13 protein-coding genes are annotated in these 13954 nt (G+C 64.9%); 7 read left to right on the plus strand and 6 right to left on the minus strand.

Annotation, left to right across the window (positions count from 1 at the left end):
- Positions 1-38: 38 nt before the first annotated feature.
- The gene (locus tag HJC00_RS27800; protein WP_064802691.1) at positions 39-293 is read left to right on the plus strand and encodes a GlsB/YeaQ/YmgE family stress response membrane protein; all 255 of its coding nucleotides are present in this window, start codon (positions 39-41) and stop codon (positions 291-293) included.
- A gap of 78 nt (positions 294-371) precedes the next feature.
- Here the strand turns inward: HJC00_RS27800 and HJC00_RS27805 are convergent, their stop codons facing one another.
- A complete protein-coding gene (locus tag HJC00_RS27805; RefSeq protein WP_184459666.1) occupies positions 372-653 on the minus strand; it encodes a hypothetical protein in 282 nt (93 codons plus the stop codon).
- A 220-nt stretch (positions 654-873) separates the two neighbouring features.
- Between HJC00_RS27805 and HJC00_RS27810 the strand changes: the two genes are divergently transcribed.
- From HJC00_RS27810 to glp, 5 genes are read left to right on the plus strand one after another with little or no spacing between them, the layout of a single operon-like run.
- Entirely contained in the window at positions 874-2766 is a 1893-nt protein-coding gene (locus HJC00_RS27810; protein WP_221147704.1) for a peptidylprolyl isomerase, read from the plus strand.
- Positions 2767-2774: 8 nt separating this feature from the next.
- Positions 2775-3791: an anthranilate phosphoribosyltransferase gene (trpD, locus tag HJC00_RS27815; RefSeq protein ID WP_221164962.1), complete on the plus strand. Its 1017-nt coding sequence runs from the start codon at positions 2775-2777 to the stop codon at positions 3789-3791.
- Positions 3792-3800: 9 nt separating this feature from the next.
- Positions 3801-4613 carry an indole-3-glycerol phosphate synthase TrpC gene (gene trpC / locus HJC00_RS27820; protein ID WP_221164963.1) on the plus strand — a complete coding sequence of 271 codons (813 nt, stop codon included), beginning with the start codon at positions 3801-3803 and terminating at the stop codon, positions 4611-4613.
- 1 nt (position 4614) lies between these two features.
- A complete protein-coding gene (moaC, locus tag HJC00_RS27825; protein ID WP_221147707.1) occupies positions 4615-5112 on the plus strand; it encodes a cyclic pyranopterin monophosphate synthase MoaC in 498 nt (165 codons plus the stop codon).
- Positions 5109-6332 carry a gephyrin-like molybdotransferase Glp gene (gene glp / locus HJC00_RS27830; protein ID WP_221164964.1) on the plus strand — a complete coding sequence of 408 codons (1224 nt, stop codon included), beginning with the start codon at positions 5109-5111 and terminating at the stop codon, positions 6330-6332. Before moaC ends, glp begins: the two co-directional genes overlap by 4 nt.
- Before the next feature lie 16 nt (positions 6333-6348).
- Here the strand turns inward: glp and HJC00_RS27835 are convergent, their stop codons facing one another.
- From HJC00_RS27835 to HJC00_RS27855, 5 genes are all read right to left on the minus strand, one after another.
- Positions 6349-7008, minus strand: a complete 660-nt coding sequence (locus HJC00_RS27835) for a methyltransferase (protein WP_221164965.1) — start codon at positions 7006-7008, stop codon at positions 6349-6351.
- A gap of 44 nt (positions 7009-7052) precedes the next feature.
- On the minus strand, positions 7053-9008 hold the full coding sequence (locus tag HJC00_RS27840; protein WP_210631258.1) for a DEAD/DEAH box helicase: 1956 nt from the start codon (positions 9006-9008) through the stop codon (positions 7053-7055).
- A 97-nt stretch (positions 9009-9105) separates the two neighbouring features.
- On the minus strand, positions 9106-10962 hold the full coding sequence (locus HJC00_RS27845) for a CHASE2 domain-containing protein (protein ID WP_221156409.1): 1857 nt from the start codon (positions 10960-10962) through the stop codon (positions 9106-9108).
- Positions 10963-10967: 5 nt separating this feature from the next.
- Positions 10968-11486 (minus strand): FecR domain-containing protein, encoded by a 519-nt coding sequence (locus tag HJC00_RS27850; RefSeq protein ID WP_210631256.1) that lies wholly within the window; start codon positions 11484-11486, stop codon positions 10968-10970.
- A gap of 125 nt (positions 11487-11611) precedes the next feature.
- Entirely contained in the window at positions 11612-12757 is a 1146-nt protein-coding gene (locus HJC00_RS27855) for a citrate synthase (RefSeq protein ID WP_210631255.1), read from the minus strand.
- Positions 12758-12841: 84 nt separating this feature from the next.
- Here HJC00_RS27855 and HJC00_RS27860 point away from each other — a divergent pair, with 84 nt between their 5' ends.
- Complete coding sequence (locus tag HJC00_RS27860) at positions 12842-13930, plus strand: citrate synthase/methylcitrate synthase (protein WP_221164966.1); 1089 nt, start codon at positions 12842-12844, stop codon at positions 13928-13930.
- Positions 13931-13954: the final 24 nt, after the last annotated feature.

A 13954-nucleotide genomic window follows, 5' to 3' on the forward strand; every position in this document is an offset into this window, starting at 1 on the left:
GTGCATTCTTGCGAGTCGTTTCACCAGGAGGGATCACTATGGAAAACGCAGGCGTGGGTTGGATTGCGGCCATCATCATCGGCGGCATCGCCGGATGGCTGGCAGAAAAGGTCATGAGCAGCAATATGGGCGTGCTCATGAACATATTGCTCGGCATCGTCGGCGCGATCGTCGCCAACTGGATCCTGGGTCTGCTGCACATCCAGCCGTTGGCGGGATGGCTTGGTTACCTGATCACCGGCTTCATCGGCGCCTGCATTCTGATCTTCATCGGCCGTGCCATCCGCCGCTGATTGTCGAGGCGCAACTGGCAGACATGACTAAAAGCCGGGCGCGCCTTGCGTCCGGCTTTTCTGTCCCGAATTCCATGTTCAGCGGCGGCTCAGCAGGCCGAAAAGATAGGCTACGCCTGCCGTTATCGCGAGCGCCATGATCGGTTCTTCGCGAACCTTGTCGCGCAGCCGTTCCGTCATCAGCGAAGCTTCGTCCGTAACCACCGACTTTGCCCCCTGCCCCAGCGCCCGCACACTGTCCGTCAATCTGGAGAGATCTTCACGGAGTGCCGTGACCTGCGCCGACAGATCGTCTGCTGCGATATCCGCCTTGACGCGCGCAGCGGTGGATTCGGCGGAAGCGGTTTTCATTTCTGCCATGGTCTGCTCCTGTTTCATGGGATGCCGCTTCAACGAAATGGCGGCCCGAAAGGTTCCGCCGGGAGCCGATCTTTTGTTCGCCATCAACGCCTTGCGTCGCCCTCGCGGCCATCCGCAGCTTTTCGCGTGACAACCCTTCATTTCCTGTCGGCTTTGTTTTAAGGAACGTCGAATGTCTGCCCGTGCGCGGGTCAATAAATGCTGCGAGGTTTGCGTTTCCATGTTCCATCTTCTGAGAAGAGCTGCTCAGACCTGGGTTGCCAAGTTGCTCCTGCTTCTCCTGGTGGCCTCTTTCGGCATCTGGGGCATATCGCGCGAGCTGATATCAGGCGGCAGCAGCACCACGGTCGTGACTGTCGGCGATCAGAAGGTGGGGGTCACCGAATTCCAGCTTGCCTATCAGCGTCAGGTGGCAAACATCGGCCAGCAGTTCGGCATGCGCCTTACGCCCGAGCAGGCCCGCGCCTTCGGAATCGAGCAGCAGGTGCTGTCACAGCTCGTTGCCGGCGCCTCACTCGACCAGCTCGCCGAAGATATGAACCTCGGATTGTCCGAGGATCGTCTCGCCCAGCTGATTGGCGACGATCCGGCCTTCAAGGCCGTCAACGGCCAGTTCGATCGCGAGCTGTTCGTTTCGCGCCTGCGCAATGCGAACATCCGGCAGGACGATTACATCAAGGAGCGCAGCAAGGTCGCCGTCCGCAGCCAGATCGTCGATGCCGTTTCCAACGGCTTTGCCGCGCCGAAGACGCTGATCGACGCACTGAAGCTCTATGGCGACGAAAGCCGCAGCGTTGACTATCTGCTGCTGACCAACGCAAATATCGAGCCGATCAAGGCCCCCGCCGATGACGTGCTGGCGAGCTGGTTCGAAGGCGTCAAGCAGCGCTACCGCGCGCCGGAATATCGCAAGATCACCTATCTCAAGCTGCAGCCGGCCGATATCGCCGATGCCGCGACCGTTACCGACGACCAGATCCGCGAAGCTTTCGAGAAGGGCAAGGATAGTTATCGCACGCCGGAAAGCCGGACGATCGAACAGCTGACCTTCACCAGCAAGGATCTCGCCACCGCCGCCGAAACGGCGCTGAGGAGCGGCACCAGCTTCGACCAGCTGGTCACCGACCAGGGCAAGACGGCAAGCGACGTGCTGCTCGGCGAGTTCACCAAGGACAAGGTTCCCGACCAGGCCGTCGCCGATGCCGCCTTTGCGGTGTCGAAGGATGGCGGCACGACGCCGGTCGTCGACGGCTCGTTCGGCCCGGTCATCCTGCGCATCACCAACATCAAGCCGGAAACTGTCAAGAATTTCGACGAGGTGAAGGAAGACATCCGCAAGCAGCTGGCGCTCTCCAACGCTTCTCAGGAAGTGATCAATGTTCATGACCGTATCGAGGATATGCGCGCCGGCGGCTCCACGCTCGAAGATATCGCCGGTCAGCTGAAGCTCAAGGCGGTGACCATCGACGCCGTCGATGCGACCGGCGCCGACAAGGACGGCAAAGAGGTCAAGGATCTTCCCGCCAAGCAGCAGCTGCTCGGCGAAGCCTTCAAGACCGAGGTCGGCGTCGATGCCTCTCCGCTTCCGATCGGCAATGACGGCTATGTCTGGTTCAACGTCCGCGAAATCACACCGGACCGGGACCGCCCGATCGCGGAGGTGCGCGAGAAAGCCGTCGAAGACTGGACGGCGGAGCAGCAGAAGGCCGAACTCGCCAAGAAGGCCGACGAATTGAAGGCCGAGGCGCAAAAGGGCGTAGCCCTTGCCGATATCGCGGCGCCGCTCGGCATTGCCGTCGAAAGCAAGAGCGGCATCACCCGCTCCACCGATGATCCGGTTCTCGGACGAGCCGCAGTCAAGGCCGCCTTCTCCGGCCCGGTCGATACGGTTGCGAGCGCGGTCGGCGCCGATCCCTCGACGCAGATCCTGATGAAGGTCACCGAGGTCAACAGCCAGCCGACCAGCGACGTGCTGAACAACCGCGATGCCCAGCTCACCGCCATGGCTAATGCCGCCGGCGATGATATTCTCGATCAGATGGTCAACCTCCTGCAGACGCAGTATGGGGCTTCGATCAACCAGACGCTCGCCGAACAGGCGACGGTCCGCTAGGAGGTTTTATGACCGATCTGAAGCCGTTCCTGGCCAAGGCCGCGAGCCGCGAGCCGCTGACGCGTGACGAGGCCCGTGCCGCCTTCGACATCCTGATGTCGGGCCAGGCAACGCCCTCGCAGATCGGTGGCTTCCTGATGGCGCTGCGCGTGCGCGGCGAAACCGTCGACGAGATCGTCGGCGCCGTCACCACGATGCGGTCGAAAATGCTGACCGTCGAGGCGCCGGCCGATGCGATCGACATCGTCGGCACCGGCGGCGACGCCAGCGGCACCTATAATATTTCGACGCTGGCGGCGCTGATCGTGGCCGGCGCCGGTGTGCCCGTCGCCAAACACGGCAATCGGGCGCTGAGCTCGAAATCGGGCGCGGCGGACAATCTGGCCGCACTCGGCGTCAATATCGATGTCGGTCCCGAGATCATCACGCGCTGCATTGCGGAAGCCGGCGTCGGCTTCATGTTCGCCCAGCTGCATCATTCCGCCATGCGCCATGTCGGCCCCTCCCGCGTTGAACTCGGCACGCGCACCATCTTCAACCTGCTTGGGCCGCTCTCCAATCCGGCCGGCGTCCGTCGCCAGTTGCTCGGCGTCTTCTCGCCGCAGTGGCTGGTGCCGCTCGCCGAAGTCATGCGCGATCTTGGCTCGGAATGCGTCTGGGTAGTCCATGGCGATGGCCTCGACGAAATCACCACGACCGGCATCACCAAGGTCGCAGCGCTCGAAGACGGCAAGATCCGCAGCTTCGAGCTGTCGCCCGCCGATTTCGGCGTCAGCCCCTGCGTGCTCGCCGATATCAAGGGCGGCGACGGTGTAGCCAACGCTGCAGCGCTCCGGCAGGTTCTGAGCGGCGCCCGGAATGCGTATCGCGATGTGTCGCTTGCCAACGCGGCAGCCTCGCTGGTCATCGCCGGCAAGGCCGAGACGATCCGCGACGGCATGGCGCTTGCTGCGCATTCGCTGGATAGCGGCGCCACGGCGCTCGCCCTCGACAAACTCATCGCCGTTTCCAACGATATCGATTAGGATTGGCCGATGACCGATATCCTGAAGAAGATCGAACTCTATAAGCGCGAGGAAATCGCCGCCGCCAAGGCTGCGGTGTCGCTTGCCGATTTAAAGGCGATGCAGGCCGATCAGTCAGCGCCCCGCTGTTTCCATAAGGCGCTTGTTGCCAAGCGTGAGGCCGGCCAGTTCGGTCTCATCGCGGAGATCAAAAAGGCAAGCCCATCCAAGGGGCTGATCCGCCCGGACTTCGATCCGCCGGCGCTGGCAAAGGCCTATGAAGCCGGCGGCGCGGCCTGCCTGTCCGTGCTCACCGACACGCCGAGCTTTCAGGGTGCACCGGAATTCCTGACGGCGGCCCGTGCTGCCTGCGCCCTGCCGGCGCTGCGCAAGGATTTCATGTTCGAGACCTATCAGGTCCACGAGGCGCGCGCCTGGGGTGCCGACTGCATTCTGCTGATCATGGCGTCGCTGAGCGATGACGATGCGGAGCGTCTGCAGGACGAAGCTTTCTCGCTCGGCATGGATGTGCTGGTCGAGGTTCACGACGCGCCGGAAATGGAACGGGCGCTGAAGCTATCCTCGTCGCTTATCGGCATCAACAACCGCAATCTGCGCACTTTCGACGTCAGCCTGACGGTCAGCGAGACGCTTGCCTCTATGGTGCCGGCAGACCGGCTGCTCGTCGGCGAAAGCGGCATCTTCACCCATGCCGATTGCCAGCGCCTGCAGGCCGTCGACATCAATACCTTCCTTGTCGGCGAAAGCCTGATGCGCAAGGACGACGTGGCGGCCGCCACCCGTGCGCTGCTCTTTGGCGAAGCCGCCATCGCGGCCGAATGATATGAGCGGCGCAAAGCCCGGCCTGACCCATATCGATGCCTCCGGCGAGGCGCATATGGTCGATGTCTCCGATAAGGCCGAGACGGTGCGCATCGCCACCGCCGAGGGCCATGTGAAGATGGCGCCGGAAACCCTCGCGCTCATCCGCCAGGGCAATGCCAAGAAAGGCGATGTGATCGGCACCGCGCGCCTGGCCGGCATCATGGCGGCAAAACGCACCGCCGATCTCATCCCGCTCTGCCATCCGCTGATGCTAACCAAGGTCACGGTCGAAATCGAGGAAGATTCCGCGCTGCCCGGACTGCGCGTCATCGCCACCGCCAAACTGACTGGCAAGACCGGTGTCGAGATGGAGGCGCTGACCGCCGTTTCGGTCGCTTGCCTGACGATCTACGACATGGCCAAGGCCGCCGACAAGGCGATGGAAATCGGCGGCGTCAGGCTGCTCGAAAAATCCGGCGGCAAATCAGGCGATTTCCGTCATCCGGAGGCAAGATGAACCTTCTGCCGGTCGCCGACGCCTTGGACCGCCTGCTCTCCCGCGCCAAGCCTGTCGCGGCGTCGGAGACGCTGCCGCTTGCCGAGGCTGAGGGCCGTGTGCTGGCCGCCGATTTGACGGCGCGGCTGACCCAGCCGCCCTTCAATGCCTCGGCCATGGATGGCTACGCGCTGCGCCGGGAGGACGCGCCGGAGCCGGGCGCCGTGTTGAAGGTTATCGGCACATCGTCTGCCGGCCGCGGCTTCGGGGGAAGCGTGGGCCAGGGAGAGGCCGTGCGTATCTTCACCGGCGCGCCTGTTCCGCCAGGCGCCGACAGCGTCCTGCTGCAGGAGGATGCGGAGAAGATCGACGGCGGCATCAGAACCACCTTCCCGGTGCGGCAGGGGCAGCATGTGCGCCCCCGCGGTCAGGATTTCGCCGAAGGTGAAGCGGTGCTGCCTGCCGGCACCGTGCTCGACTTCTCCCGGCTGACGGTCGCGGCCGGCATGAACCGGCCCGATGTCGAGGTTCTCAAGCGCCCGCTGATTGCCATCCTCGCAACTGGCGACGAACTGCTGCCGCCCGGAAGCAAGCCCGGACCTTCGCAGATCATCGCCTCCAATACCTTCGGTATCGCAGCCCTTGCCCGCAAAGCCGGCGCCGATGTGCTCGATCTCGGCATCGTGGCGGACGATAAGGCAGAAATTACCGCGGCGGTCGACAGGGCCCGGGATGCCAAGGCCGATGTCATCGTTACGCTCGGCGGCGCGTCGGTCGGCGATCATGATCTGGTGCAGGTCACGCTGATCGACGCCGGCATGCAGCTCGACTTCTGGCGCATCGCCATGCGCCCCGGCAAGCCGCTGATGGTCGGAAGCTTCGGCGAAACCCATGTGCTCGGCCTGCCCGGCAATCCGGTCTCAAGCCTCGTCTGTTCGCTGCTGTTCCTCGAGCCGCTGATCCGCAAGCTCGCCTCCCTGCCGCCGGTGCGACGTGAGACGACGGTGGAAGCAGCCGTCACACTGCGCGCCAATGATCACCGGCAAGACTATATCAGGGCGAGGCTTTCGAAATCCACGGCCGGTAACTGGCTAGCCGAACCGTTCGGCAAGCAGGATTCCTCGATGATGAAGGTGTTTGCGCGAGCCGACTGTCTCATTATTCGCCCGCCGCATGCGCCGGAACTGCCGGCCGGAGCAGCGTGCCCGGTCTTGCTATTGCGGCCGGATCTTCTCGTATAGTCTCGCCTCTTCCCGATCAGGAGAGCGAAAAAACGCCCGCTTGCACCGCGCTACCGCTCGCGGCCGCGCCGAAGTCCGCAACCGCCTGTGTCGAGATTCGCCGGAGTTCTCGATCGGGCAAATAGGCCCGCTCGGGATCGCCGACCAGCACCTCGATGCCGCTTGCCCGGCAAAGCCGCAAGAAAGTCATCACCCGCAGGGCAAGCGAGGGATCATAGAAAAGATCGCCGACGACAATGAGATCAGTCGCTTCCGGCGGCGGCGCATCGAGGATATCGGCGGCAAGTGCCGAGATCGTGACGTCATTGATCGTCGCGTTGAGACCGATCGCGGCAATCGCATTGGCATCGACATCGACCGCCGTCACCATTGCTGCTCCAGCCTTCGCTGCAGCGATCGCGACTAGCCCGGAGCCGGCGCCGAGATCGAGGACGCGTCGGCCGGCAACGATTTCCGGCCGGTCGAGCAGATAACGGGCAAGCACGGCGCCGCCGGCCCAGGGATAGGCCCAGTAAGGCGGCGGATTGGCTTCTCCGCGAACGGCAAGCCGCCAGAGGCCGCTCGCAGGCCCAGCAGTGTGGAGCAGGATCTCGGGGATAGAGGGGACTGCTGAGATCGGCAGATTGGCCTTGACGAAGGCGGCCGGATCGACGCGACATATGCCGGAGCGTTTCATCGTCGTCTGATCCTGCCGGTCAAGAAATCACGTGGCGATCACAATCAGCCGGGCTTCTTCTTCGAGAATTTGCCTTTCGACCCAGCGCCGCCCTTGCCCTCATGCTTGCCGCCGTCGAATTTCGGCTTGTCATATCTTGGCTTGTCGGATTTCGCGCCATCGTAGCCGGGCTTGCCGGCCATTTTGTTCCAGGGCTTGGCGTCGCGCCGTTCCCCGCCGCCATTCTCGGCTGCGGCATAACCGCCGCCCGAACCCTTGCCGAACTTTTTCTTCGGCCGTTCGTCGCGGAACGCCTCGCCCGGCCGTTCGTCACGGGATGCCTTGCCGGCATAGGGTTTCGGTGATGGCGCGCGGCTGAAATCCGGCGTGCCGGCGAGCCTCGTCACGCGGATGCCGCGTTCGAGCGCCTTGTTCGGTCCGATCGCATTCAGGAAGCTCTCGGCGCTCGCTGCCGCGATCTCCACATAGGTTTCCTCGGGCTGCATCTTGATCGCGCCGATCTCGCGCTTCGTGACGTTGCCGTTGCGGCAGAGCATCGGGATCAGCCAGCGCGGCTCGGCATTCTGCTTGCGCCCGACCGAGACGGAGAACCAGACGCTCGGGCCGAAATCTTCGCGCGGGCCCTTTTGCGCCGGCTCGAAGGGGGCGGCATTGTCGCGGCGCTTACGGCTGCGATCGTCCTGAACGGTAACCTCAATCAGATCTTCCGGCGCCGAACGGTTGGTGCGGTAGAGACGCAGGAAAGCGGCAGCGAGCTTGTCGGCGCCGTGGCTCGCGAGAAGCTGCTGCACCAGCTTCTGTTCTTCCTCCTGCGGCGCGTCGTGAAAGACCGGGTCGGCAAGCAGCCGCTCGTCGTCGCGCTCGTTCACCTCTTCGGCCGACGGCGGCCGCGCCCAGGCCGCCGAAATGCCGGCATTCTCCAGCAAACGCTCGGCCTTGCGCCTTGCACTCAGCGGCACGATCATGGCGCTGATGCCCTTGCGCCCGGCCCGGCCGGTACGGCCGCTGCGGTGCAATAGGGTTTCCGGATTGGTCGGCAGGTCGGCATGAATGACGAGATCGAGGCCCGGCAGGTCGATGCCGCGGGCGGCGACGTCGGTTGCGATGCAGACGCGGGCGCGGCCGTCACGCATCGCCTGCAGCGCGTGGCTGCGCTCGTTCTGCGTCAGCTCGCCGGACAGCGCCACGACGGAGAAATTGCGGTTGTTGAAGCGCGCGGTCAGATGATTGACGGCGGCACGCGTCGAACAGAAGACGATGGCGTTGGTCGCTTCGTAATAGCGCAGCACGTTGATGATCGCGTTCTCGCGGTCGCTCGGGGCAACGACAAGGGCGCGATATTCGATATCGACATGCTGCTTTTCCTCGGCCGCGGTGCTGATGCGCACGGCGTTGCGCTGGTAGCTCTTGGCGAGTCTGGCGATTGCCGCCGGCACGGTTGCCGAAAACATCAACGTCCGGCGCTCGTCCGGTGCCGAATCGAGGATGAATTCCAGGTCCTCGCGGAAGCCGAGGTCGAGCATCTCGTCGGCCTCGTCGAGCACGGCGGCCTTCAGCTGCGACATGTCGAGTGCGTGTCGGCGGATGTGGTCGCAGAGTCGGCCGGGCGTGCCGACGACGATATGGGCCCCGCGCTCGAGCGAGCGGCGCTCGCTGCGGATGTCCATGCCGCCGACGCAGCTGGCGATCACCGCGCCGGTCATTTCATAAAGCCATTCAAGTTCGCGCTTCACCTGCAGGGCAAGCTCCCGCGTCGGCGCGATGACCAGCGCAAGCGGGGCGCCGGCAGCACCGAAGCGCTCGCTACCGTCGAGAAGCGTCGGCGCCAGTGCCAATCCGAAGGCGACGGTCTTGCCGGAGCCGGTCTGGGCGGAGACCAGCGCGTCCGAAGCGGCAAGCGCCGGATCGAGCATCGCCTGCTGTACCGGGGTAAGTTCGGCGTAACCGCGCTTCTGCAACGCCTTGGCGATCGCCGGAACGACGCCGTTGAATTCTGTCATGAGTTCGATCTTTCGGAGCTTTCAGGCGCGAAATGCGCCATGGCCGGAGCCAGCCGGCAGGTGTTTGCGCCGTTCCTAGCCGCTCCCGCGGCGATTGTCAAAGCGCGCGGCTGCGCCACAGCCAGGCGTCGATATGGCTCGTCCGGCCGCGCAGTTCCGTTTCCAGCGGCCCTTCGATCCGGCCTGATTTGAGGAGCACGCTGTCCGGGCCTGCGGCGCCGACGATTTCGGCGCTGAGCGCCAACTCCACGCCATGGCGGGCGGCAACCTCCATCAGGCGGCTTCCGACGTTCACCGTATCGCCCGCCGCCGTGATCTGCTGCCTGTCGCCGGAGCCGAGCCGCGAGGCGACGATCGGCCCGCAATGGGCGCCAACCTTGAAACCGATGTTCTTCCCGGCAAAGCCCCCCTGCGTTCGAAGCCAGGCGCGGGTGCGCTCGCAGAGCCTGACCGCGCAGTCGATGGCTCGGGCGGCATCGTCGTCGGCGGCTTCCGGTAGGCCAAACAGGATCATCGCCCCGTCGCCCATGAAGCTGGTGATGGCGCCGCCATGAGCGCGTGCCTCCTCGTCGATGATTTCGAAAAAGCCGCTCAGCACCTCGCTCACCTTGACCGGTCCTACATTTTCGCTGAGGCCGGTGAAGCCCGAGAGATCGATGAAGACGACGGCCGCGTTCTGGCGCACCGGCGCGGCAAGGAAATTCGGATGGCGCGCCAGCCATTCGCCGAGGCCCGGCGCCTCGATGCGCTGCAGTAGCGCGCTCTGTTCGGCGAAATGGCGGGCGCGGCCGCGGTCGAGCCAGAGCTCGGCTGCGCCGAAGATCAGCGCCGGCGGCAGCGCTGCGGCAATCGGCAGGGCGGCACTCAGCCAATAGCCATGCGCAAAGGCCGCCAGATTGAGCATCGCCCAGACGATCAGCGCCAGCACGATGATGGCGTAGCCCGCAGCACTGCGCCGCCAGGCGGTCAGCGAAACCAGCATGACCGACAGCCCGACGGCGGTGCCGGCATCGATCAGCCTGGTCCCGTGGTCCCGCACCATGCCGTCGCCGGTGACGAGATGGGTGATCGCGGTCGACATCACTTCGACGCCCGGCATGACGGGATCGAACGGCGTCGGGAAGACGTCGCCGCCGCCGGTGACGGTCGAGCCGATGACGACGATGCGGCCGGTCACCGCATCCGCCGCCAGCTTGCCTTCGAGCGCATCGGCGGCGCTTGACGTGGCGATGCTGCCGCGCCGGCCATAGAAGGTCACCGGCAGGCGCTGGCCCATATCCGTGGGAATGCGCAATACTCCGAGCATGATCGCATCGCGCTCAATCGTTGGGTCGACACCGAGCGCCACCGAGGCGGCTCGCAGCGGAAAAGCCGGATCCAGCCGGTCTGCGGCGCGCGAGATAAGTGGAATGAAACGCGGCGTGCCGGTCTGGTCGGTGGCGACATTGACGACACCGACTGCGGCCGCGCTGGCAAAGCGGGGAAGCGGCAAGAGAAGCTGATCTGCCTCGGGGATGGCGGCAAGCGGATCGTCCGCCAATTCGGTGACCTGCTGCCGGCTCTGCGCAAAGGTGGCCGCCGCCGCAATCACGCTCGGTCCCTCTCCAAGGGCAGCGGTCAGTGCTGCATCGCCCCCCTCCGGTCCCGGATCGAAGAGCAGGATGTCGAGCGCCAGAGCTTTCGGCTTCATAGCGTTGATTGCATTGACCAGACGCGCCAGCGTCGCCCGGTCCAGGGGATAGCCGTGGGCCGCCGCCGTACGGTCGTCGATCGCGATGATCGAGACGACGGGAGGCGGCGTCTTCGCTCCGACGACGATGCTGCGAATGTCGGCAAGCGAGGCCTCCATCCGATCGAGAAGGCCTATCCCGCCATTGAGATTGAGATAGCCGAGCGCCGCGCCCCAAAGACCGGCGACCAGCAGCGCGATCACAGTCAGCAGGCGATGACTCATGGCATTTATTGGCCGAGCCGGGCGAGAAGGGCGGCGACACGCGGTGCTGGCCAGCGGCGCACAACCAGCGGCTCGGTTCCGCTGCTGACATCGACGCCCTCGCCCGGTGACAGCACCACCGGCTCGCCGGCAGGCCGGCGGACGGCCACGCTGCCTCTGATGACGAGGACCGAGGTCTTGTCGCCTGCGGCGTCGACAGCCCATTGTGTGCCGCGCACGGCAGCGATCGCCTGCGGTGTCACCACCTGGAAACCACCGGCGTGCTGACTGCCGTCGACATCGACGAGGATGGCCTTGCGTCGCAGCGACGCCGAATCGGGACTGCCGTCACGATTGCGGTCGGAGAGCCGGAAAGACGCACCGGCCTCCGCCGTCACCTTGACGCCGCCGGGGCAACTGAGCGTCTGGCGGGCACCACCATCGCGCGAGATCGCGCAGCCCGCAGATTGCGCGAGTGCCGCGTCATGCGGAGTGACGCCGGCAGCGAGCCCAACGGCAAACAGCTTGAGAAATGTCATATTCATGGAAAGCCCCCGTGACCGTGCGGAACTGCTTCAGCGAAAGCGCCCGCCAACCGTCTTCTTCCATGCGAGGCATGATAGCCGAATTCGGATATTTCCATAGGCGAAAAAAAGCGGACCGCGCATCCTCAAATGCTGCTCTTCATATGGGGCGCCGGTCCGGTATAACGCGCCCGTGGCCGGATCAATTCGCCGCTTTCGATCTGCTCCATCGCATGCGCAAGCCAGCCGGTGCAGCGTGCAAGCGAAAAAATGATGATCGGCGCCTCTCTCGGCAGATCGAAGGCGGCCGCCATCGCGGCAAGTGCGAAATCGATATTGACCTTTTCCCCGACGATCTCCTCGCCCCTATCCCTGACCTCGGCGAACTCAGGCGGCAGTGGAAATCGCGAAAGCAGCGCCAGCGCCCTGATATCGCCGTCCGGATAGAGCGGGTGACCGAAGGCGGATAAGCGATTACCCTGGGCAAGGGTACGGCGGATCGCCTGCGCCGGACCGAGGGTGCAAGCCGCCTCGATCAATGCATCGACGCCCTGCCAGGCGGCGCCATGCAGCGGTCCCGTCAGCGTCGCCAGGCCGGAAAGCACGGCGGCCGACAGTGCCGCACCCGATGAGGCGGTGACTCGTGCCGCAAAGGCCGAGGCGTTGAGTTCATGATCGGCAAGCAGCACCAGGGCGCGACGCAGGCAATCGCTGGCCTCCGGCCGCTGCCAGCTTGCCGCAAGCCTGAGATGCAGCGGCCGGTCCGAAGCGCCTGGCGCCAGCGCATCTGCGATCGTGGCGAGAATCCCGTGCGCCTCGCGCCGGAGTGCCGCCGGCGAGCGGCCAAGCGACGGCAGGTCCAATGTCACCCGCCCTGCAAGCGCCAGGAACGCGGCCTGAAGCGATGGAGGGCCATGCGCGGCCGCGGTAGCGGAGGCGGGCGTTTCCGCTCCGTTCCAAAGCAATGCCGCCGTCTGCTCCAGCGTCGCCGTCTCGGCGAGATCGGCCACATCCTTTCCGCGATAGAAAAGGCGTCCGCCCGAAACGGTGGAGATTGCCGAGGAAAGCACGGGATCGCCCCAGCGGATCGTCTCGGCCGCGACGGTTTCGGCCTTGCGGCGGCCGGCATGGCGATCTGCAAGCCGCCGCACGTCGGCAGCGTGATAGAGGCTGCGGCGCGGATCGGCGGGATCAGGCTTGGCGCGAATGCGCCCTCGGCTGACATTGGCGTAGAGCGTCTGCGGTTTGGTCTTCAGCGCCTGCAGCGCCTCCTCGGCAGTCAGCCACGACATCACGGCCTCACATTGATCAATTGCGTCAAGATTGACGTCAATGAAACTAGGTCGGATCATTCGAGCCGTAAAGGAGAAACCCATATGAAAAACGGCTTGGAAGATGTCATTGCCGCCGAAACGCAGCTGTCGGATGTCGATGGCGAAGCGGGTCGACTGATCATCCGCGGCGTATCGCTGGATCATCTGGTCGCAGACGGCACCTATGAGCGCGTCGCTGCACTGCTGCTCGACGGGTTGATGGAGCGAAGCTTCGATGAGGCGCTCTTGCGCGACTGGCTGGCACAGGCACGAACGAAGGTTTTCGCCAATATCAAAGCCGCCGACGCCGCCTTGATCGCCCTGCCGCCGGTCGATGCGATGCGCGCGCTGATCGCCAGGCTGGCGGATGGTGAGGATTTCGACACCGCCCTCGCCCTTCTGGCAGCACCGGCAGTCTTCCTGCCGGCGATTCTCAGGCTGCAGCGCGGGCAGAAGCCGATCGCGCCCGACGCCTCGCTGCCGCAAGCGGTCGATATCCTGCGCATGCTGACCGGACGATTGCCGACCAGGGAGCAGACGGCGGCACTCGACGCCTATCTCGTGACGATATCAGATCATGGCCTCAACGCCTCGACCTTCGCATCGCGGGTTGTCGCCTCGACGCAGGCCGGCCTCACCTCTTCGGTTCTGGCGGCGTTGAGCGCACTGAAGGGGCCGCTGCATGGCGGTGCGCCTGGTCCCGTCCTCGATATGCTGGATGCCGTAGGAACGCCTGGTAATGCCGGCACATGGCTTGCGGATGCACTCGATCGCGGCGAGAGGCTGATGGGCTTCGGCCACCGCATCTACCGCGTTCGCGACCCGCGCGCCGACGCGCTGAAAGGCGCTCTGAAGCCTTTGATCTCATCAGGCCAGATCGACAGCGCCCGCGGCGAACTCGCCGAAGCGGTGGAAGCCGCCGCATTGGCAATCCTGAAAGCGCGCAAGCCCAACCGGCCGCTCGACGTCAATGTCGAATTCTATACCGCGCTGCTGCTCGAGGCGCTCGGCTTCCCGCGTCAGGCCTTCACCGGTGTCTTTGCAATCGGCCGTACGGTCGGATGGCTGGCGCATGCCCGCGAACAGGCGCTCGACGGCCGGCTGATCCGGCCGCGTTCGGTCTATATCGGGCCGTTGCCGGCCGCTGCCTGAAATTGGAATGGCGGATTAGCCAGA

Origin of the sequence: Rhizobium sp. NLR22b (assembly GCF_019685295.1) — a bacterium.
Taxonomy (GTDB): domain Bacteria; phylum Pseudomonadota; class Alphaproteobacteria; order Rhizobiales; family Rhizobiaceae; genus Rhizobium.